General features: G+C 60.5%; 16 protein-coding genes and 1 pseudogene. 15 read left to right on the forward strand and 2 right to left on the reverse strand.

Features of this window, described 5'->3' with window-relative positions:
- Positions 1-110: 110 nt before the first annotated feature.
- The 3 genes from GPICK_RS01155 to GPICK_RS01165 are packed head-to-tail and all read left to right on the forward strand — an operon-like array spanning position 111 to position 3,101.
- On the forward strand, positions 111-1,310 hold the full coding sequence (locus GPICK_RS01155; protein WP_039739776.1) for a cysteine desulfurase family protein: 1,200 nt from the start codon (positions 111-113) through the stop codon (positions 1,308-1,310).
- On the forward strand, positions 1,290-2,309 hold the full coding sequence (selD, locus tag GPICK_RS01160) for a selenide, water dikinase SelD (protein ID WP_269078677.1): 1,020 nt from the start codon (positions 1,290-1,292) through the stop codon (positions 2,307-2,309). Before GPICK_RS01155 ends, selD begins: the two co-directional genes overlap by 21 nt.
- A gap of 12 nt (positions 2,310-2,321) precedes the next feature.
- Positions 2,322-3,101, forward strand: a complete 780-nt coding sequence (locus GPICK_RS01165) for a sulfite exporter TauE/SafE family protein (RefSeq protein ID WP_039739780.1) — start codon at positions 2,322-2,324, stop codon at positions 3,099-3,101.
- Between the two features lie 86 nt (positions 3,102-3,187).
- Here the strand turns inward: GPICK_RS01165 and GPICK_RS01170 are convergent, their stop codons facing one another.
- The gene (locus GPICK_RS01170) at positions 3,188-3,475 is read right to left on the reverse strand and encodes a DUF2325 domain-containing protein (protein WP_039739781.1); all 288 of its coding nucleotides are present in this window, start codon (positions 3,473-3,475) and stop codon (positions 3,188-3,190) included.
- 34 nt (positions 3,476-3,509) lie between these two features.
- Entirely contained in the window at positions 3,510-4,055 is a 546-nt protein-coding gene (locus GPICK_RS01175; RefSeq protein WP_039739784.1) for a class I SAM-dependent methyltransferase, read from the reverse strand.
- 430 nt (positions 4,056-4,485) lie between these two features.
- Between GPICK_RS01175 and GPICK_RS01180 the strand changes: the two genes are divergently transcribed.
- The 12 genes and pseudogenes from GPICK_RS01180 to GPICK_RS18135 all read left to right on the forward strand — a co-directional run.
- Positions 4,486-4,962 carry a nitrous oxide reductase accessory protein NosL gene (locus tag GPICK_RS01180; RefSeq protein WP_052263227.1) on the forward strand — a complete coding sequence of 159 codons (477 nt, stop codon included), beginning with the start codon at positions 4,486-4,488 and terminating at the stop codon, positions 4,960-4,962.
- 134 nt (positions 4,963-5,096) lie between these two features.
- Positions 5,097-6,134: an ABC transporter substrate-binding protein gene (locus tag GPICK_RS01185; protein ID WP_039739785.1), complete on the forward strand. Its 1,038-nt coding sequence runs from the start codon at positions 5,097-5,099 to the stop codon at positions 6,132-6,134.
- 46 nt (positions 6,135-6,180) lie between these two features.
- A complete protein-coding gene (locus GPICK_RS01190; RefSeq protein WP_039739787.1) occupies positions 6,181-7,692 on the forward strand; it encodes a nitrogenase component 1 in 1,512 nt (503 codons plus the stop codon).
- A gap of 3 nt (positions 7,693-7,695) precedes the next feature.
- Positions 7,696-9,030, forward strand: coding sequence for a nitrogenase component 1 (locus tag GPICK_RS01195; protein ID WP_039739789.1), 1,335 nt, complete (start codon positions 7,696-7,698; stop codon positions 9,028-9,030).
- A 4-nt stretch (positions 9,031-9,034) separates the two neighbouring features.
- Positions 9,035-10,501 carry a nitrogenase component 1 gene (locus GPICK_RS01200; protein ID WP_039745108.1) on the forward strand — a complete coding sequence of 489 codons (1,467 nt, stop codon included), beginning with the start codon at positions 9,035-9,037 and terminating at the stop codon, positions 10,499-10,501.
- Positions 10,498-11,820 carry a nitrogenase component 1 gene (locus GPICK_RS01205; RefSeq protein WP_039739792.1) on the forward strand — a complete coding sequence of 441 codons (1,323 nt, stop codon included), beginning with the start codon at positions 10,498-10,500 and terminating at the stop codon, positions 11,818-11,820. Before GPICK_RS01200 ends, GPICK_RS01205 begins: the two co-directional genes overlap by 4 nt.
- A 21-nt stretch (positions 11,821-11,841) precedes the next feature.
- Entirely contained in the window at positions 11,842-13,167 is a 1,326-nt protein-coding gene (locus tag GPICK_RS01210) for an O-acetylhomoserine aminocarboxypropyltransferase/cysteine synthase family protein (RefSeq protein ID WP_039739794.1), read from the forward strand.
- 283 nt (positions 13,168-13,450) lie between these two features.
- A complete protein-coding gene (locus GPICK_RS01215; RefSeq protein ID WP_158414150.1) occupies positions 13,451-15,787 on the forward strand; it encodes an efflux RND transporter permease subunit in 2,337 nt (778 codons plus the stop codon).
- A 6-nt stretch (positions 15,788-15,793) separates the two neighbouring features.
- Positions 15,794-17,482, forward strand: coding sequence for a hypothetical protein (locus GPICK_RS01220; RefSeq protein WP_039739801.1), 1,689 nt, complete (start codon positions 15,794-15,796; stop codon positions 17,480-17,482).
- 25 nt (positions 17,483-17,507) lie between these two features.
- On the forward strand, positions 17,508-18,482 hold the full coding sequence (locus GPICK_RS01225; protein ID WP_084201308.1) for a WD40/YVTN/BNR-like repeat-containing protein: 975 nt from the start codon (positions 17,508-17,510) through the stop codon (positions 18,480-18,482).
- 114 nt (positions 18,483-18,596) lie between these two features.
- The gene (locus GPICK_RS01230) at positions 18,597-20,030 is read left to right on the forward strand and encodes an outer membrane lipoprotein-sorting protein (RefSeq protein WP_039739806.1); all 1,434 of its coding nucleotides are present in this window, start codon (positions 18,597-18,599) and stop codon (positions 20,028-20,030) included.
- A 71-nt stretch (positions 20,031-20,101) separates the two neighbouring features.
- Positions 20,102-20,371: pseudogene (locus GPICK_RS18135) on the forward strand (heavy metal-binding domain-containing protein); the annotation flags it as partial.
- Positions 20,372-20,446: the final 75 nt, after the last annotated feature.

Here is a 20,446-nt window from a genome sequence, read left to right on the forward strand (position 1 = left end):
TCTATGGTTGATCTATTTTGTCGATCACCTTGTTTGACAAGCCAGTGTTCATGTAGTATAAAAAGTCTATAAAAACGATAGGCTTTTATTTTAAGGTGGAGGGCGATTCAATGAACCCGATCTATCTTGACTACAACGCGACCACTCCCATCGACCCCTTAGTCGTGGATGAAATGCTGCCGTACCTGCGGGAAGGGTTCGGTAATCCCTCCAGTAACCACCCCTACGGCCAGAAGGCCAGGCAGGCGGTGGATCTGGCGCGGGCGCGACTGACGTCCCTGCTGACGTGTGATCCAGCGGAGATCGTCTTCACCGGCGGCGGCACCGAGGCCAACAACCAGGCGCTCATCGGCACCGCTCTCGCCAATAGGGAAAAAGGAAAGCACATCATCTCCACCGCCATCGAGCACCCGGCCGTGCTGAATCCGCTCCGGTGGCTCGAAGGACAGGGGTTCACCGTTACCCTGCTTCCTGTGGACGACACCGGCTTCGTCGACCCGGAAGCGGTGCGGCGGGCGATTACCAGCGACACCATCCTGATCAGCGTCATGCACGCCAATAATGAGATGGGAACGATCCAGCCCCTGGCGGAGATCGGCGCCATCGCCCGTGAGCACGGGGTTCTCTTCCATACCGACGCCGCCCAGTCGGTGGGGAAGGTTTCGACGCGGGTCGATGAGCTGCGGGTGGACCTTCTCACCGTGGCCGGCCACAAGTTCTACGCCCCCAAGGGGATCGGTGCCCTGTACGTCCGGCGCGGCGTGAAGATCGACCCCTACCTCCACGGGGCGGGCCATGAAGGGGGACGCCGGGCCGGGACGGAAAACGTTCCTGCCATCGTCGCGCTAGGCAAGGCGGCGGAGCTGGCTGCGGAGCGCCTGGCCGGCGACGGGGAACGGGTCCTTGCGCTGCGGGAGCGCTTCCACGCCAGGCTCCGGGAGCTGGTGGACGGCGTCGTACTGAACGGTCACCCCACGGACCGTCTTCCCAATACCCTCAACGTCAGCTTCAAAGGGGTCGTTGGTGCCGACCTCCTGGCCCGAACGCCGGAGATCGCCGCCTCCACCGGTTCGGCCTGTCATGACGGCAGCGGCGAGCTCTCCGGGGTGCTCAAGGCTATGGGCACCTCCCGGGAGCAGGGCTTCGGCTCGGTCCGCTTCAGCCTCGGCCGCCTTACCACTGCCGAGGAGATAGAGCGTGCGGCGGAGGTGATCGCCGTGCAGGTGAAGGAGCTTCGCGCCATCCGGGGCGGGATTACCCACAATCACGTCGAGACAGGCCTGTCTGCCCTGGCATCCTGCGCCGGCTGAGCGGCCAAGCTCAGTCCCCAGGACCTGGCTCAAGTCTTGAGCCAGCTACCCAGCATCACCGATCCCAACGTCATCATCGGCACCAGGACCGCCGACGACGCGGCAGTTTACCGGGTGAGCGACACCCTCGCCATCGTCCAGACGGTGGACTATTTCACCCCGGTGGTGGACGACCCGTACACCTTCGGCCAGATCACCGCCGCCAACTCTCTCTCCGATATCTACGCCATGGGGGCTTCCCCCCTCTTCGCCCTTAACATCGCCGGTTTTCCCGCCGACACCCTGTCGCTGGATATCCTGGCGAGGATTCTCCAGGGAGGGGCCGACAAGGCGGCGGAAGCGGGGATCAGCATCATCGGCGGCCACACCATCAAGGACGCGGAGCCGAAATACGGCATGGCGGTCACCGCCGTCATCCATCCGGACAAAGTCATAAGCAATGCCGGAGCCCGGCCGGGCGACCGGCTGATCCTCACCAAGCCCCTGGGTTTGGGGATTATCACCACCGCCATGAAGAAGGGGACGGTTTCCGCCGAAACCATTGCCGCGGCCACCGAGGTCATGACGGCTCTCAACAAGGGGGCCGCCGAGGCGATGGCAAGCGTTGGCGCCCACGCCTGCACCGATGTGACCGGCTTCGGCCTCCTGGGGCATCTTTCCGAAATGGTTCGCGGCAGCGGTGTCGGAGCCGTCATCAACCTCTCGTCTGTGCCGGTCCTTGAAGAAGCATGGGGCTTGGTGCGGGAAGGGGTTGTCCCTAGCGGAAGCCGTCGTAACCTTGAATATTTAAGGGATCGCCTTGCGCCTGCACCGGCCGTGAGTGAGGATGAACTTCTGGTCCTGGCAGATGCCCAAACCTCGGGAGGATTGCTTGTTGCGCTTCCTGCTGGAGATGTCGAACAACTGATGAAGGAGCTTGCTAGACGGAATGTTCCGGTTGTCGCAGAGGTGGGAGAGATCGTCACCGATCCTGGCAGCATTATCAGGATTGAGCCGTAAGGTCATCGCACCATGGCAACTTCGTTGCTGTTCATAAACCTGTTTATGCTCGGTGTGGTCGGCGGATGCCTCTCCGGCCTTCTGGGGATCGGCGGTGGCATCATCATGCTGCCGCTGCTGACAACGGTGCCCCTGTTGGCAGGGGTTCCCATCCCCCTGCGGCCGGCGGTGGGAATTACGATGCTCCAGAGTCTGACGGGCTCCATTTCCGGTATTCTGATTCATCGGAAGTATCGTGCCTTGGATTTGCCCCTGGCTGTTTCCATCGGCGGGAGTGGTGCAATCGGGTCGCTGGGAGGGGCTGTCTTCTCCCAAGCGCTGAGTGAGCGGCTCATAGCAATCCTCTTTACCATGATGGCGCTGACGAGCTTACTCCTTCTTTTGATTCCCGAACCGACCTGCCCGGGCACAGACGAGAGCCTGAGCCCTCGACGGTATCCAGCCTCACTCCTGCTCGGCGGCGGTGTAGGCTTTCTGGCCGGTATAATCGGTCAGGGTGGCGCTTTCATCATTCTTCCGCTGATGATTCATGTCTTCAAGGTCCCTGTCCGGACGGCAATAGGTACCACCACGGGAGTTGCCTTTTTCTCGGCGTTTGGCGGCTTTCTGGGCAAGTGGGGGACCAGTCAGGTACCGTTTCTTTGGGGGATAGCCGTATCAATCGGAGCACTGCTGGGAGGCCAGGTGGGTGCAATCCTGAGCCATCGGCTCCCGACTGCCACGTTACGTCGGATCCTCTTTGTGCTTGTTGCGTTCAGCGCAGTCCGGATTTTTGTGCAGGTTTTACCATAGATTCGAGGCAACAGGGGGCGAGGCCAGAGTTCTTGGCCGTCTTGACTCTTGATGACGGAATCGAGCGAACCTTACGAGCGACGCGTTTATTGGGGCGATAGGCAGTTCAGCAGGCAGGTTCTCAGTGAGCAAATCCCGCACGAATGGCACATGTGGACTGGGATGTTCCGCGCCTTCGCCATGTTCAGGGCCTCGTTCCGGATGCGGTGAGAAACCTTGTTGGTGAAGAGGATCAGGGCCTCGGCGCTGCCGATCTTCGAAGATAAGCCGGTCTGGGATTTGCTGAATACCTTCAGTTTCACGCCGCAGTTCTCCGCTTCCTCGATATAGTGTCTTTCCAGCCGGTCCATTCCTCCGATCAAGACGACATTCATCGGTTTTCCCTCCTCACGGTTCCCGTTCAATTCTTCAGGCGTTTTCCTTCCGGTAGATCACCGCCAGGGCGTGCTTGCTATAGTAATGGCTCAGGCGCCGGAAGCCGAAGGCGGCCACCAGGCGATCGAGCTCATCGTGAGAATAGGTCTTTACGCACCCAGGGCAGGTCAGGTGGTGGGCGCAGGTGCTGCCGCACGACCCGTCGTCCCGGCGGCAACGGACCTCGATGAGGAGGTAGCCGCCGGGGCGGATGTTGAGCTCGATGTTCTTCAGGTAGCGCCACTTTTCGGTCCCTTCGGGAATGATGTTGAGGACGTACGTGGAGATCACAAGGTCTACATCCAGACTGGCCTGGCCAAGTTCTCCCGCCTCCAGGATTCCGGCGAGTGGCATGGTGCTAGCCAGCCGGATGATACGCTCAATCTGCTCGGGGATGTCGGCTGCATAGACCGAGAAGCCCTGGGCGGCAAGGAATCGTGTGTTTCGCAGCGTGCCGGCTCCATAGTCGAGGACGGTTCTGACGTCGCTATTATGAAAGAATCTGCTGTAACGTCTGACGCTTTCGGCTGCTGCTGCCATAGTGCCTCCTTGTATATTGTGCTGTATTAAAGTGTAGAATTAAGTCTATCATGTTGATAGGCTAAAAATATTTATCTGCTTTGTCAAGTAGCAAGTTGCTGCGTGGAAGGAGATGAGCTTGTGTGAGAGTCTTTTTCGAACCGCTACTGCGCTCCGTAATGCCTGTAAGGGTGGCGGTCAAGGCGGAGGCTTAAAAAAAATCTTGACAACACCAATGAAGAAAGTTAATTTAACTATCAAAACGATAGAGTAAATAACAATTGGGTCGGGACCTGCCAGGGCGAGCAGGTTTCGGCGAACCGACCGGTCAGACCGGAGGTTCCCTTTGCGCGGGTGCGCAATGAGGAGCTTCCGGTTTTTTCGTTTTTGCTCTCGGGATCATGGATTCCGGCGGGTGCGTGACCGGTGGCAAAACGAATGAGGGTATGCCATGAAACAGCGGACAATCGTGTTGGCGGTGATAGGGGTTGTAAGTCTGGTGGGGGGGTATGCCGCGTTCGGCGAGGCGGATATCCGGAACTATCCCGAGTGCCACACCTGCGGCACAAGCCGCAGGGAGTGCAGCCATGACCGAATGGTTGTTGAATACGCAGACGGAACGAAGCGGGCCGAATGCGGCCTTCACTGCGCGGCTGATACTCTTCTGACCCAGCCGTCCCGACAACCGAAACGCTTCAGGGTTGCGGACTATGAATCAAAGCGGCTCATTGATGCGGACAAGGCTCAATGGGTGGTCTACGACAACCGCAACCAATGCCGGGGGAGTACCGTGGAGCTCGCTTTTGCCGACGGGAAAGCCGCCGACCGCTTTATTGCTCGATATGGCGGGAAGCGCATCGACTTTGGCGGAGCATTGAAGATCGCCTATTATGAGGCCGCCGCCCGTCTGCTGCCGTCGGGCCGATGAACAGACATTCTAAGCAGAAGAAACACTGATGGGGTCGAGAAGACTCCGGCAGGCTGACCAGACACCTGGAGGCCAGGGATTTCGATCCTTGGCCTTTTTTCTTAGGCACGAGCAGCAATGAAAGGAGGTGCACCATGAGCATGCGAAGAGACTGGACGAAATGGCTTGGGGGAGGTGCCGTGCTGGCACTGGTTGCAGCTTTCGGTGTCGGCGGCAGCAGCAGAAAGGTTGAGGCTCAGCCGGACAAGTCACCGTTCGTCATCAAGACCTGGACCGCCAAGGACTGCTCGGTGACTCCATGGGTCGTCTCCGACCGGCTCGGCTTCTTCGCCGAGGAGGGAATCAGAATCCAGTATACCGGCGAGACCCAGCCCCCTCTGCAGATTCCATCGATCCTCCGGGGAGACAATGATGTGCGCTCCTTCCATCCCAATACCATCGCCGTGGCCAAGGCGGGGGGGGCCAAAATCACTGGCGTGGCCGAAGGGGATATTGAGCCGACGGACAAGCGGATTGAACCCAAGTTCCGCCACATGTGGTGGTTCGTGAACCCGAAGAAGCACCCGAACGTGAAGAGCTTTGCCGACCTGAAGAATCTGCCGGGAAAAATCAAGATATCCACCATCACGAACAACATCTGCGCCGATTTCGCCACCAACCTGCTGGCGGACAAGTACGGGATTCCGCGCAGCAAGATCGAGTGGGTCACCATGCCGGACGTGCAGGCGATCCAGGCCCTCAAGCAGGGGCTGCTGGACGTCTCCGAGGTCCACCCGCCGTTCTACAAGGGGATGGCCGACGCCGGAGCCCGGAAGATCGCCGACACCAGCGAAACCGGCCTGGGTGCCGCCGCGGGGATCACCTACTACGTCTTCCGGGACGACTTCATCAAGAAACACCCGGACAAGGTGGCGGCGTTCACGCGGGCGATCGTGAAGGGGCAGCGATGGGCTAACCACAATCCTGAAAAGGCGGCCAAGCTGACCGAAGAGGCCATCGGGGTGCCGGTTAACGGCTATCACTACTATTCCGAATCTCTGAAGGTGGACGAGAAACTGGCAACCCGCTGGATCAAGGACCTGGAGGACAACAGGGTCATCCCCCGGGGTAAGGTGAGCGCCGCGAACCTGGTTACCCATGACATTGAGAAGATCAACAATGGAAGGAAATGAGACAGGAAATGACATCCGAAGAAGAAAAGAGAGAAAGGAGAGAGGCATGAGCGACAGAATCGATCTGAAAACAAGCAGTTGTCCCAACCGGGAGCAGCGGGCCAATGGCGTCAACGTCTACTACGGCAAGGCGAGCGAGATCATCCGGGACGCCCGGGCCGGCAGTCTGCAGCACCAGGAGCGGGCGTTCCAGCAGACCTCCGGCTGCATCCTCAACTTCTACCTGACGGTCCGGATCTCGACGATCCGCGATGCGGTGATGATCGTGCACGCGCCGGTCGGCTGCTCGTCGTCGGCCTTGGGGTACCGGGAGCTGTTCCAGGCGGTTCCCACCTCCCTCGGACGGCCGGAAAACCTGGAGTTCCACTGGATGACCACCAACCTGAACGAGCGGGACGTGGTCTACGGCGCTGCTGACAAGCTGAAATACGCTATTCACGAGGCCGAGCGCCGCTACAAGCCGAAGGCTATCTTCATCCTCGCCTCCTGCACCTCGGGGGTCATCGGCGAGGACATCGACGGCGTGGTGGCGGAAACCCAGCCCGAGGTGAACGCCACCATCGTTCCGGTCCATTGCGAGGGGAGCAAGTCGCGGCTGGTGCAGACCGGCTACGACGCCTTCTGGCACGGCGTCGTCAAGTACCTGGTGAAGCCTCCGGAGAAGAAGCAGCACGACCTGGTGAACATCGCCAGCATGCTTTCCTACACCTGGCAAGACCGGATCGAGATCACGCGGCTCCTGAACAAGATCGGTATGCGGCCAAACTTCATCCCCGAGTTCGCCACGGTGGAGCAGTTCGAGATCCTGGGCGAGGCGGCGGTCACGGCACCCATCTGCCCAACTTATACCGACTACCTTTCCCGGGGGCTGGAGCAGGAGTACGGGGTCCCCTATTTCCTCTATCCGTCCCCCATCGGCATCGCCCACACCGACGAATGGCTGCGGGAGATCGGGCGGATCACCGGGCGGGAGAAGATCGTCGAGAAGGTCATCGCCGAAGAGCACGACGAGTGGCTTCCCCAACTGGAGGCGATCCAGAAGGAGTTCCGGAGCATCAACCCGGACGGCGAGCTCCTCGACGTGCTGGGCTCCCTGGGGCAGGGACGGCTTCTGACCCAGACTCCTTTCTTCCACGAGATCGGCGTCAAGGCCACCGCCGCCATCTGCCAGGACTTCGACAACCTGGTCCTGGAAGAGACGGAGAAGCTGGTGGAGGAGGTGGGGGACTTCGACCTCCTGGTCAACACGTTCCAGGCGGCGGAAGTCGCCCACATCGCCAAAACCCGCAACCCCGACATCATCCTCACCTGCCCGTTCCAAGGGAGTGCCTACAAACGCGAGAAGGGGATGACCAGGATTCACGCCCTGCGCGGAGATCCCCGCGACTGGAGCGGCCAGGCGGGGTACAAGGGGGCGATAGCGTGCGGCAACCTGCTCCTCCAGTCGACCCGCAACCAGTCGTTCCAGCAGACCATGCTGGCCAATACCGAAGACACCTACACCGAGTGGTGGTACCAGCAACCGAAACCACTCTACCTGAAAGAGGAGGCGGCGTAACCCATGACAGCTACAGCAACGGCAGAAGTGATTGATCTCTATCCCGAGGTAGCCGAGGCTCCCCGCTACTCCTGCGCCCTTGGTGGAGCCTACGTGGCAGCCCTGGCCGCCTACGGCACTGCCCCCATCCTCCACTCGGGGGCTGGCTGCGGCATCGGCCAGCAGTTCGGCCAGAATTACGCTGGCGGACAGAACGCCGCCGGCAACTACGGCAACACCAGCACCCCATGCTCCTGCCTCGTGGAGGAGCACGTGGTCTTCGGCGGCGAAGAGAAGCTCCGCTCCCTGATCGATTCAACCCTCAAGATCGTCAAGGCAGACCTCTACGCGGTTATCTCCGGTTGCATTCCGTCCCTCATCGGCGATGACGTGGATGCAGTGGTGAAGGAGTTTAGGGACAAGGCGTCGATCATCCACGTGAAGACCGCCGGCTTTCTTGGTAATTCCTACACCGGCTACGAGCATTTCCTCGACGCGGTGATCGAGCAGCTGCTTGAGCCGCTGCCGAAGGAGAAAAAGCTCGTCAATATCCTCGGCCTCGTCCCGAGCCAGCACCTGCACTGGAAGGGGAGCCTGCGGGTCATCAAGTCCCTCCTGGAGCGGGCCGGTGTCAAGGTCAACATCGTCTTCTCCGAGAAGGACGGCCTGGGGGCCCTGAAGCGGATACCGGCAGCGGAGCTGAACTTGGTCTTCTCCCCCTGGGTGGGGATCAAGGCGGCGGAGAAGCTCAAAGAGAAGTTTGACACCCCCTTCGAGGTGATCCCCTTCGTGCCGGTGGGACCGAGAGACACCACGAGCTTCCTGTACCAGGTCGGCAAGCTTCTGAATCTCCCGAAGAAGAACATCGACCGCGTGGTGAAGGAGGAGGAGTGGTGGGCATACCGCTCGGCCGAATACTTCGGCGACATCCTGGTCATCGGCCTTCCCCACGCCTTTTTCGGGGTGATCGCCGACAGCGGCACGGCCATAGGGCTCACCCGCTACGGGAGCAACGAGCTGGGGTGGCTTCCCGAGCTGGTGATCGTCAGCGACAACCCTCCCGAGGAGTCGCGGGATGAGATCCGGCGTCTTCTGACCGAAGGGCTGGCGAGCGTGGTGAAGCCGAAGGTCTTCTTCGAGACCGACTCCCACAAAATCAAGCTGATCCTGCAGAAGCACTCCCTGCAGCTGCTTCTCGGCAGCTCCCTGGAGAAGTTCCTTCCCAAGGGGGAGGCGGTCTTTCTCAGCGTCTCCTTCCCTTCGTACGACCGGCTGATCATCGACCGCACCTATGCCGGCTACCGGGGGGGCGTCGCGCTGATGGAGGATGTGGCGTCCCAGTATGCGGGACCGCTGTAATACCATGCCAACCATCAACCTGAACACCGCTGAGGTCCCGATCCGGGAAAGCCGTCTCGGTTCGGTAACCGGCTACAAGGGGAGCGCCGGGGAGCTGTGCCGGCGCTCCCGGGACGGCTCCCTCAAGGAGCGGGAGCGGAGCTTCACCCAGTGCGCCACCTGCGCCTCGATCACCGCCATCTGCCAGGTGGCGATGATCCGGGATGCGGCGGTGGTGAATCATGCGCCCTTGGGGTGCGCCGGTGACTTCGGCAACTTCAACTTCATCAACCGGGCGGGGCAGGCCAAGCGGGGCTGGCGCCTCGCCAACGCCAAGCTGCTCAATTCGAATCTGGACGAACAGGACATCGTGTTCGGCGGTGGGGGAAAGCTGAAGGATGCCGTGCGGGAGGCCAAGACCCGCTTCGCGCCGAAGGTGATCTTTGTCACCACCTCCTGCGCCTCGGGGATCATCGGCGACGATGTGGCGGGAATATGCGAGGAGATGACGGAGGAACTGGGCATTCCAGTGGTCTCCATCTCCTGCGAGGGGTTCCGCTCCCAGATCTGGGCCACCGGGTTTGACGCCGCCTATCACGCCATCCTGCGCCGGGTGATGAAGCCGGCGGCCACCCGGCGGCCGGACCTGATCAACGTCATCAATTTCTGGGGCGAGGACATCTTCACCGACCTCTTCGGGAGGCTTGGCCTGACCCCCAACTACGTGGTTCCCTTCACCACCATCGGACAGCTGGAACGCCTGTCCGAGGCGGCGGCTACGGTGCAGGTCTGCTCCACCCTGGGCACCTACCTGGCAGCGGGGCTGGAAGAGCACTTCGGGGTGCCCGAGGTGAAGGCGCCGTCCCCCTACGGCATTGCCGGGACCGATGCCTGGTTCCGGGAGCTGGGGCGGGTGACCGGGAAAGAGGCGGAGGTGGAGGTGCTGATCGCCGAGGAGAAGGAGAGGATCGCGCCGGAACTGGCGGAGCTCAGGGAGCGCCTTGCAGGGGTGCGCGGGTTCGTCAGCGCCGGGGCGGTGCATGGTCACAGCCTTATCGCAATCCTCAGGGAACTGGGGATGGAGGTGCCAGGCGCCTGCGTCTGGCACCACGACAAGCGGCTGGACCATGGCGACCCCCGGGGTGACAGCCTGCAGCACGTGGTGACGGAGTATGGCGAAGTGCCGTTCAGTGTCTGCAACAAGCAGTCTTTCGAGCTGGTGAACCTCCTCAACCGGCTCCGTCCCGACATCTTCATCGTGCGGCACAACGGCATGGCGGTCTGGGGGGCCAAGCTCGGCATCCCCACCTTCCTCATGGGGGATGAGCACTTCGGCCTGGGCTACGAGGGGCTCCTCAACTATGGGCGGAAGATCCTGGACACTATCACGAATCCGGCGTTCGTTCGCAACCTGGCCCGCCACACGCGACTCCCCTACACGGAGTGGTGGCTTTCCCAGGAGCCTTTCGCCTTTCTCGGGGAGGGAGCATGAGCGCCGTTGTCGAACAGCCCCGCCATTTCTGCATGCTCGGCGCCAAGCAGAGTGTGGTCGCCATCGAACGGGCGGTGCCCATCGTCCACGCCGGTCCCGGCTGCAGCAGCAAGCTCTGGAGCGGACTCAGCTTCTGCAACGGGTTCCAGGGGGCGGGATATGCCGGGGGAAGCGCGGTCCCCTCAACCAATACCGGTGAACGGGAAGTTGTCTTCGGCGGCGAGGGGCGGCTGCGGGAGGTTATCGAGGGAGCGCTCAAGGTGATGGATGGCGACCTGTTCGTGGTCCTGACCGGCTGCACCAGCGACATTGTCGGTGACGATACGGCGCAGGTGGTGCGGGAGTTCCGCGAACGGGGGGTGCCGATCGTCCATGCGGAGACTGGCGGATTCAAGGGGACCAGTTTCGCGGGGCACGAGGCGCTGCTCGACGCCATTATCCGGCAGTTCCTTGGCCCCGCCCGGGAAACGATCCCCAACCTGGTCAATGTCTTCGCGTCGGTCCCCTATCTGGATCCATTCTGGAGCGGCAACCTGGAAGGGTTGCGGGAGCTTCTGGCCGGCATCGGGCTGGAGGCGAACATCCTGTTCGGTCCCGGCTCCGGCGGCATCGAGGCCTGGCGGAAGATTCCCGTTGCCCGCTTCAATCTCGTGGTCTCTCCCTGGGTGGGGGTGAAGGCGGCGCAGCTCCTGGAGGAGCGCTACGGGACTCCCTGGCTCCACTATCCCGTGCTTCCCGTCGGCGGAACCGAAACGAGCCGCTTCCTCGCCACGGTCGGCGAGTTTGCGGGGATAGACCGGGCAAGGACGGAAGCGTTCATCAGAAGAGAAGAGGAGCGGTTCTACTACTATCTGGAGCGGGCCGCCGACTTCATCCTGGAGTTCCGCTACGACCTCCCCGGACGTTTCGTAACCGTGTGCGACTCCCTCTACGCCCTGGGGGTGAGCCGGTTCCTGGTGAATGACCTGGGACTTCTTCCCGGTGAGCAGTTCGTCACCGACCAGACACCGCCGGAGCACCGGGATGCCCTGCGGGGCGCATTCGCCGCGCTCTCCCCCTCCGTGGCGGCGCCGGTGACCTTTACCCCCGATGGCGGCGCGGTGCAGCGGCACCTGAGGGAGGCGCGGCACCACCGGCCGCCGCTCATCATCGGGAGCACCTGGGACAAGGACATCGCCGCCGAGCTGAAAGGGTATCAGGTAAGCCTCTCCCTCCCGGTCACCGACCGGTTGGTGCTGGACCGTTCCTACGTGGGATACCGCGGTGGCCTGCGCCTCGCGGAAGATATCTATGGGGCGATTCTGGGCAGTTACCAGTAATCGCAAAAAGGAGGAAGAACGATGAACGCAGAACAGTTGCAGGAACGGGAATGGGGATTCGACACGCTGGCCCTCCACGCCGGCCAGGAGCCGGATCCGACGACAGGGGCGCGGGCGGTCCCCATCTACCAGAGTACGTCGTTCGTGCTGGGTGACACCGCCCGGGCGAGCCGGCTCTTTTCCCTTGAAGAGGTGGGGAATGTCTATACCCGGATCATGAACCCCACCCAGGCGGTGTTCGAAGAACGGATTGCCGCCCTGGAGAATGGGGTAGGGGCGCTTGCCACCGCCTCGGGGCAGGCGGCCATCACCTACGCGCTCCTCAATATCGTCAATGCCGGGGATGAGATTGTCTCGTCATCGACCCTCTACGGCGGCACCTACAACCTCTTCCAGCACACACTGCCGAAGCTCGGCATAAAGGTGGTCTTCGTAGATCCCTCCGACCCGGAGAATTTCTGCAAGGCGATCACCGGCCGGACCCGCGCGGTCTATGGTGAAACCATCGGCAACCCGAAGATCGATATCCTTGACGTGGAGCAGGTGGCCCGAATCGCCCACGACAACGGCATTCCCCTCATCGTCGACAACACCTTCGCCACCCCCTACCTCTCCCGTCCTATCAAGTGGGGGGCGGATATCGTGGTTCACTCGGCCACCAAGTTCATCGGCGGCCACGGCACCTCCATCGGTGGGGTCATTGTCGACGGCGGGAAGTTTGACTGGACCAACGGCAAATTTTCCGGGCTGGTGCTTCCCGACCCGAGTTACCACGGCCTCTCGTACGTGGAGGCCTTCGGAGATCTGGCCTACATCATCAAGGCGCGGGTGACCCTGCTGCGGGACACCGGTGCCGCCATCAGCCCGTTCAATTCGTTCCTGTTCCTCCAAGGGCTGGAAACCCTGCCGCTTCGTATCGAACGCCACGTTGCGAACACCCGGAAGATTGCACTGTTTCTCCAGCAGCATCCGCAGGTTGCGTGGGTTAATTATCCGGGACTCTCCGGCAACCCTGCCAACGAACTGGCAAAGAAATACGCACCCAAGGGAGCCGGTTCCATCCTGACCTTCGGTATCAAGGGAGGAGCAGCGGCGGCCCTGCGGTTCATCGACAGCCTGTCGCTCTTCTCCCATCTGGCAAACGTTGGTGACGCCAAATCACTGGTGATTCATCCCGCCAGCACCACGCACCAGCAGCTCACCCGCGAGCAGCAGCTGGAGAGCGGCGTTACCGAAGACCTCATCCGTCTCTCCATCGGCCTCGAAGACCCTTATGATCTGATCTATGACCTGGAGAAGGGACTGAAGGCCAGTGAAGACGGCTTGTCAACGTTACCCCTTGAATAGCCGGGAGCATGACCAAAACAATCAGGCGAATTCTGGCAAAAAACGCCTTGACAAATGAATTTTATTTATATAGCCTACTTTTCAGCTAGACAAAATAGTTTAAAGCTGCTGACCAGATAACTGGAGGCCAAGGGTAATCCCCTTGGCTTTTTTTTGTAATTTAAATCTACTAAATATGTAGACGAAATAGTTTGAAGCTGACCAGGCAACTGGAGGCCAGAGGAAACCCTCTGGCCTTTTTTCGTGTGTAGATATGACGAGTCAGGAACAGGTGGGGGGAAGAATGAATGTAATACGGAAATTGGCTCAATGGGTTGTCCGCTTTCGGGTTGCCGTGTTGCTGGGGATCGTTGCTGTGACGCTCTTTTTCGCCTGGCACCTGAAGGACATCAAGATAGCCTTCGGGGGAGGCGACATCGTACCGCCGAACCATCCCTACGTGAAGCTGACCGACAAAATGGTGGAGACGTTCGGCGGCGAGCACCTGGTTGAGATCGCCGTCCAGGTGAAGCAGGGGGACGTGCTTGATCCGGTGAACCTTGCCAAGATTCACCGCATCGACCAGAAGCTGCGCGAGATGCAGGGGGTGGTCACTTCGAAGATCCTCTCGGTTGCTTCACGGAAGTTCTCGCGGGTCAACTTCTCCTACGACGAGCTGGGCTACTCTTCGCTCCACTTCGACAAGTACCAGGACATCGTTGGAAGAATCACGGCGGGTGACACGAAGGAGGCGGCAGCCTTTCGGGAGGAAGTGCTCAACAACGACATGGTCTACGGCTCCATCGTGTCGCCGGACCGAAAGCGGACCCTCATCCTGGCCGGATTCCGGTTCGAGGAGGACTACCGCTACATCTTCGAGACCATCCAGAAGATCGTTTCTGAAGAAAGGGACGCGAACACCGAGTTCTTCGTCGCTGGCCGCCCCATCATGCTGGGTTATATCGACTCTGCCTTCAGGGGAATCCTGGCCGTCTTCGGCATCGCCGTACTGGTCATGGTGGTGACGCTGTATCTCGACTTCCGGACGGTGCGCGGCGTACTGCTGCCGCTCTCGGCGGGGTTGATCGGCGTCATCTGGGGACTCGGGTTCATGGCGTTTCTCGGCCACAAGATCGACGTCCTGGCGGTGACCATTCCGTTCCTGCTGGTGGCCCTGGCCCACGGCCATTCGGTCCAGATCCTCTCCCGCTACTACTACGAATTCGCGGCCGGCCGCAACCGCGAGGAGGCCGCCGTCGAGTCCATGGTCGGCCTGCTGAAACCGATGACGACCTCTATCTTCGCCGACGCGGTCGGCCTCTTCGTCCTCATCTTCCTCCCCTTCAAGAGCATCCAGTCCATGGCGCTCGTCGGGACAGCCGGCATCGTGGCGATCTACATAGGCTGCTTCATTTTCATACCGGTTGCCCTGGCGCTCCTGCCCCCCATGAAGAAACAGTCGGTCGAGCGGGAGGAGAGGTGGTTCGGACCGTTCTTCGAGCGTCTGGCAGCCTTTTCCCTCGATAAAGGCAAATGGCCGATCCTGGGACTAACCGGGGTAATTCTGGTCATCGCGCTGGTCGGCGCCTTCAAGGTGCAGGTCGGGGAGCTTCAGGCGGGGTCGCCGGACTTCTGGCCGAACTCCTCTTACAACAAGGCAGAGAAGGTGGTCGGGGAGATGACTGGCGGCAACCTTTACTGGATCAACGTCGAGGGAGACCGCACCGGCGCCCTGTACGACGCCAAGGTGATCCAGGACGTGAACGCCCTCCAGCGGCACCTCGAAGAACGTCCGGAGGTGGGGTACTCCATCTCCTACGTGGATGCCCTCAAGAAGGTGAACGCAGCCATGCACGAGAACGACCCGCGGTGGGAGATCCTCCCGACCGATTCCGCCATGGCGGGTGAGTTCATCGGAATGATCGGCGGCAGCGAAGGGTACGACGAGACCAAGGACATGTTCACCAAGGATTACCGGGCGGGGACCATCGCGGTCTTCCTGAAGGACCGCAAGCCGGACACGCTGCGCAACGTCATTGCCGACACCCGGGAATTCCTGAAGAAGAACCAGACCAGCCCCGCCCGGTTCGAGTTCCCCGGGGGCCTGGCGGGTATCTATGCAGCCATAAACGACGAGATCGAGCGCAACGAGTTCCTGAGCGTCGCCATCGTGGTCGTTGTCTGCCTGCTGCTGACGGTCCTTGCCTTCAAGTCGGTGCTCGCCGCCCTCATCATCTTCGTCCCGCTGCTGATCGGCAAGGCGATCACCATGGCCTTCATGGGGTACGGCGGCATCGGCTTTTTCATCTATACGCTGCCGGTCGTCACCCTCGGCTTCGGCCTGGGGATCGACTTCTCGCTCTATATCCTCGCCAGGCTTAAGGAGGAAATCTCCGAGTCGGGCGACTTCGTCACGGGATACATCAAGGCACTGGGCACATCGGGGCGTGCGGTGCTCTTCACCGGCCTCACCATGACCGGTGGACTCATCACGCTCTGCCTGTCGGAGATGCGCTTCCAGGCCATCCTGGGCTCGATGCTGAGCGTGGTGGTCATGGCCAATACGATCATTGCGCTGCTCTTTTTCCCGGTATTCCTGTCGGTCCTCAAGCCGAAATTTCTGTTCAAAAAGGAGGATTAAAAGCTCATGACCCACCACGCGAAGAAAATGGTACCGCTGGTGGCCCTGCTGTTGTTTGCAGCGGCCGCCGTCCCCGCCTGGTCCGATGACCAGCCCGCCGAGCCGGCCGCAGCCGTCTCTCCCGCACCGGAATCCGGCACGGTTGAACCTGAACAGACCGCTGGTTCAGCCGAACCTGAACATGCCGCTGTCTCGGTAGAACACGAGAGCCCCACCGGAGCCGATGTGCCTGCTCCCGAACCTGCCGGCGCGTCGAATGAGTCGAGTGAGGTGGAAACCCTGCATGAATCGTTCGATCCGTTCAACTGGCTCGTCTACAAGCCGCTCTGGGCAGTTACCGGTTGGGTCGGCGACTTCAACCCCATCGGGAAGTATGTTTCGGCTCCATTGGAGGAGGCTGTTCCGGGGCTGCGGGTCAAGGGTTTCATCAACAATATCTCTCAGATCAATACGACGAGCACCGATCATAACGTCGGTCTTGGACATCGGGACAAGGACTGGCGGCTACAGAAGCAGGAAGTCCGCACCCAGCTTGAGTTGAAGTACCAGGCCAATGACAATCTTGAATTCGTGAACATCAACAATTTTCAGTGGGACGGGGCGTACGCCCTGCAACACAGTGCAGGCCTCTACACCGATGGATCGCGCAACCAGGAGTACTATCAGGATTTCAAGCGGATCGTGCGCGAAGCGTATCTTCGCGGGAATTACGGGAACGTCAACTTCACCCTCGGCAAGCAGATCGTGAACTGGGGCAAGATGGACGGCAAGGTCATCGACATCGTCAATGCCGCGGACGGCCGTGACGTGGTCGATTTCCACATCGGTGACTATGAGTGGCGTGCCATTGGGCAGTGGATGGCCAATGTCTCCGTGAGGCCTACTGAAACATTCACTGTCAACCTCCTCTGGAACCCCGATTTCCAATCCAACGTCGGGCCGGCTGCCGGTTCGCCCTACTGGTACCCGTTTGCTCCCTCTCCCCCGGCCAATGCTCCCCAGACCCCCCATGACAAACCCTGGGGCTTTGACCGACTCGCTGACAGCGAAGCGGGAGTGCGGCTGGATACCACCATCGGTGCCCTGTCGCTCAGCGGCATCTACTATTACGGCTTCGACCGCGATCCGGTCTATTTCAGCTCCGATAACCAGCTTCGCCACACTCGGTTGAACCGTTTCGGCTATGCACTGGATTATGGAACCAACATCCTCGGCCAGCGGCTGATCATCCGGTCGGAAGCTCTCTACTCGTCTGGGAAGACCTTCAATACCACCGACCCGGCGGCATTCAACGGAATCGTAAAAAAGGACCAGCTCAAGCTCGCCGTCGCCTTTGAAACCTCTGTGGGGTCGGCCGAAAACAAGGTGGATATCCTCTATCAGCCGATCTGGACCCGCCAGTTGGGGTATGACAAGCGCACCGGCGCCGTCCGCAATGATCTTCTCCATGTCGTCAACCTGAGCCACTCAGTCCGCAAGACCAACGACAGGCTGACCCTGAGCACCACCGGCTACATCTCCGGCGGCTCGGTCTACAGCGGGCTCAGCTACAACGTGTCAGCCGGTTGGAAATTCAACGACTTTCTTAAGGCGACGGTGGCTTACAACGATTATCTCGGCAAGGACACCGACATTCCGTGGGGCGCCTACCGGAAGTGGAAAAACGTGACCGTCGATATCAAGTACGAGTTCTAACGGTACCAAGGAGGGGAGGGGAGACATGAAGCTCAGAAATGAACACGCGAAAGTAAACCTGCCGTGGACGGGTGGCTTTCGCCGCGCGACCGGGTCAATTGCAGCGGTTGCGGTGGCTATGTCGCTCCTGTGCGCCTGCTCCGGTTCCGGCAGGGAAGGGAAGGATATCCAGGCATCCTCGTGGGTTCCCTACCGTCTCCCCTTCAACCATGTGGTCTTTGACCTCAAACCGGTGGGGGAAAAGGACGGATGGGCGGTCGGGGAGCGCGGACTGATCCTGCGGTTCGACGGCACGCAGTGGCAACCGGTCGAATCCCCTGTCGCGGTCCCGCTGTTCTCGGTTGCTTTCCCGGAACCGGGGCATGGCTGGGCGGTGGGCGCCGACGGCACGATCCTGGAGTTTTCGGACAACGCCTGGAAGGAGGTGCCCAAGCCGGACAGGTGGCACCTGACGTCGGTGGCGTTCACCTCGCCTACCGATGGCTGGGCGGTGGGAGAGCGCGGCTCCATCATCCACTACGATGGGACGGCGTGGAGGAAGGTTCCTTTCCTGAAAAAAGTCGCACTCAACCGGGTCGTATTTAATGGCCCCCGTGACGGCTGGGCCGTGGGAAACCAGGGGGTGATCCTCCATTATGACGGCACGGGATGGAAGGAGGCTTCCGTCCCTGCCGACCGGACCCTCTACGGCATCGCGTTCCGAAGTGCAGACGAGGGGTGGGCGGTCGGGGAGAAGGGGACGATCCTCCGCTACGACGGCAAGTCGTGGTCCAAAGCCGAGAGTCCGGTGGAGAGGACGTTTCTGAACGTGGCGTTTACCGGCGGGAAGGACGGGTACATCGTGGGCCGCGGCGGGGAGATCCTCGCTCTGCGTGACGGCAAGTGGACGCCTGGTGGGGAATTGCCGACCAGAAAGACGCTGTATGGCATCTCGGCAGGTTCCGATGGGCGGCCCTGGGTGGCCGCAACGTCACGCGATATCTTCAGGAAACGGTATTGATGCGGAAGAAAAAGGAAGGAGGAGTATGGAGCAACTCTGTCGGGAGCACGAAGCGTTGATACAGCCAATCAGACGATACGGACATGATGTGGCCAGAATCGGAAAGGAGAAACGATGAAAGTGGGAAAAACGAGCAAAAGGATTGTTGGAGCCAGTCTCCTTGCCGCCACGGCGCTTTCGGTTGCGGTCGAATTCAGCGCCGCCAAGGAAAACGTCGACTGGGGGAAGGTCGCCTGGTCGCCGGTCCAGTCCTCTTCCCCTTGGAAAGAGTGGAAATGGGACCCGAAGAAGGAGGGGCGGACCTGGAAGTACGTGGATGAACTGACGCCGGACGAGAAGGCATACTGGCAGATCGATGCGCGCTGGTCGCACGAAATCCCGAGGGATAAGGAGTTTCCCTACCTCCCCGAGGAGAGATATCCGTTCAAGCCGCCTTACAACGGCGAGGAGTTGAGCGCCCTCGGGGAAGCGGGGGGCGGAGGGACCGTCATGTGCGGTCTCCAGACCCATCACGGGTATCATATTTCCCGCACAAAGGACCGTAACGGAGTTGTGAGCAAGTCTGATACGATTTGTAATACGATTAAACATTTCAAGACTTTTGCCGAGCAACTTTACGGGCTGAAGCCGGGAACGGAGCAGGGAGCCTACCTGGTGGTCGTGACCAGCCCACCGGAGTCGGCCGGGACCGTTTCGCTCTCCAAGTTCTACAAGGACGGTCCTGGTATCTCTAAGGTCGAGGATCGCTGGGCTTATCTCCCCTCGTTACGGCGCGTCCGTCGGATATCGGGAGCAAGCGGCGAAGATTACATCCCTGGTGCTATCGAAACCTATGACGATGTCTTTCTCCGCGACTTCTGGAAATACGACTCGAAGATTATCGGGGTAGACATCCTGTATCAGGCGGTAAACAGCAAGAAGCCCTACGGGCCGATCAAGGGTCCTTACCGCCAGGACGGTGGCATTGAGACTTATGTCGTACTCCATAAGCATAATAAGAAAGGGTACTACCTGAACCAATGGATTACTTGGCACGAGAAAAAGACAGGCCACGTGATTCGAACCGAGCAGTGGGACCGCAAGGGTAACTTCAAACTCGTTGCCGAGAAGGGGCTTGCCGGCGTGGTTAACTTCTATGGCAAGAACGTTTATCCCTGGGAAGAGGGGTACAAAGGGGGGCTGACAGCCAACGGCGCCGAACGGCGCGCGATCCTCCATGGCGGGGGGCCTGCCCAGATCTGGGACGTGGAACAGGACGTCCAGACCTACACAATTCCCGATACCCCCGATACCGGAGTGGCGAAGGAAAAGTTTGGCCCGCTGGACGCCTACGCCGGGAAGGAAACCTGGAAACAGCTCTTCCAGCCCCAGCGAATAGAGAACTCGTTCGTGAAGCCGGTGCCGACGGTCAAGTTCGAGGCGAAGGACTTCCCGCCACCACCGCCCCTCTACCGCGAGAAGTTCGCCAAATACCGCAAGATAGCCCTCCCGGCTGAGATCCTTAGCAAGATCAAGAAGGAAGAGTCGGAAAAGCGGAAACTGTTCTAGTTGGTAAATGCCAGGACGCCCGGTTGGATGGAATTCCCGACCGGGCGTTCTGATTTGGAAGGACAACATACATGCGTGATGAGGCGGGAACCGATCGATACAATCAACGCCCTAAGAACAGAGCGGCTGTGCTGGGAACGACGCGGGTGAGGCTTGTCGTCGTTTCCGGCGTGATTCTGATCGTCAGCGCGCTGACCGTCTATCGTTTTGTGCCGGCCACCCGCAACGTTATCCACCCAAAAGGTAGGGTGGGTGAGGTAGCCCGTACGGTGAAATACACCTGCCCGATGCATCCTTTCATCGTCTCCGATCAACCTGCCGCCTGCCCGATCTGCGGGATGTCGCTTGTGCAGACTACGGTGTCGCAGGGAAGCGCGTCCTCATCTGCGTCACATCTACCCGGCGGCGTTTCCTTG

Source organism: Geobacter pickeringii, from assembly GCF_000817955.1.
In the GTDB taxonomy this organism is placed as follows: Bacteria; Desulfobacterota; Desulfuromonadia; order Geobacterales; family Geobacteraceae; genus Geobacter; species Geobacter pickeringii.

Coding starts and splice junctions, on each gene's coding strand:
- GPICK_RS01155 (WP_039739776.1), top strand. CDS start 111: ATGAACCCGATCTATCTTGACTACAACGCGACCACTCCCATCGACCCC.
- GPICK_RS01165 (WP_039739780.1), top strand. CDS start 2,322: ATGGCAACTTCGTTGCTGTTCATAAACCTGTTTATGCTCGGTGTGGTC.
- GPICK_RS01170 (WP_039739781.1), bottom strand. CDS start 3,475: ATGAATGTCGTCTTGATCGGAGGAATGGACCGGCTGGAAAGACACTAT.
- GPICK_RS01175 (WP_039739784.1), bottom strand. CDS start 4,055: ATGGCAGCAGCAGCCGAAAGCGTCAGACGTTACAGCAGATTCTTTCAT.
- GPICK_RS01180 (WP_052263227.1), top strand. CDS start 4,486: ATGAAACAGCGGACAATCGTGTTGGCGGTGATAGGGGTTGTAAGTCTG.
- GPICK_RS01185 (WP_039739785.1), top strand. CDS start 5,097: ATGAGCATGCGAAGAGACTGGACGAAATGGCTTGGGGGAGGTGCCGTG.
- GPICK_RS01190 (WP_039739787.1), top strand. CDS start 6,181: ATGAGCGACAGAATCGATCTGAAAACAAGCAGTTGTCCCAACCGGGAG.
- GPICK_RS01195 (WP_039739789.1), top strand. CDS start 7,696: ATGACAGCTACAGCAACGGCAGAAGTGATTGATCTCTATCCCGAGGTA.
- GPICK_RS01200 (WP_039745108.1), top strand. CDS start 9,035: ATGCCAACCATCAACCTGAACACCGCTGAGGTCCCGATCCGGGAAAGC.
- GPICK_RS01205 (WP_039739792.1), top strand. CDS start 10,498: ATGAGCGCCGTTGTCGAACAGCCCCGCCATTTCTGCATGCTCGGCGCC.
- GPICK_RS01210 (WP_039739794.1), top strand. CDS start 11,842: ATGAACGCAGAACAGTTGCAGGAACGGGAATGGGGATTCGACACGCTG.
- GPICK_RS01215 (WP_158414150.1), top strand. CDS start 13,451: ATGAATGTAATACGGAAATTGGCTCAATGGGTTGTCCGCTTTCGGGTT.
- GPICK_RS01220 (WP_039739801.1), top strand. CDS start 15,794: ATGACCCACCACGCGAAGAAAATGGTACCGCTGGTGGCCCTGCTGTTG.
- GPICK_RS01225 (WP_084201308.1), top strand. CDS start 17,508: ATGAAGCTCAGAAATGAACACGCGAAAGTAAACCTGCCGTGGACGGGT.
- GPICK_RS01230 (WP_039739806.1), top strand. CDS start 18,597: ATGAAAGTGGGAAAAACGAGCAAAAGGATTGTTGGAGCCAGTCTCCTT.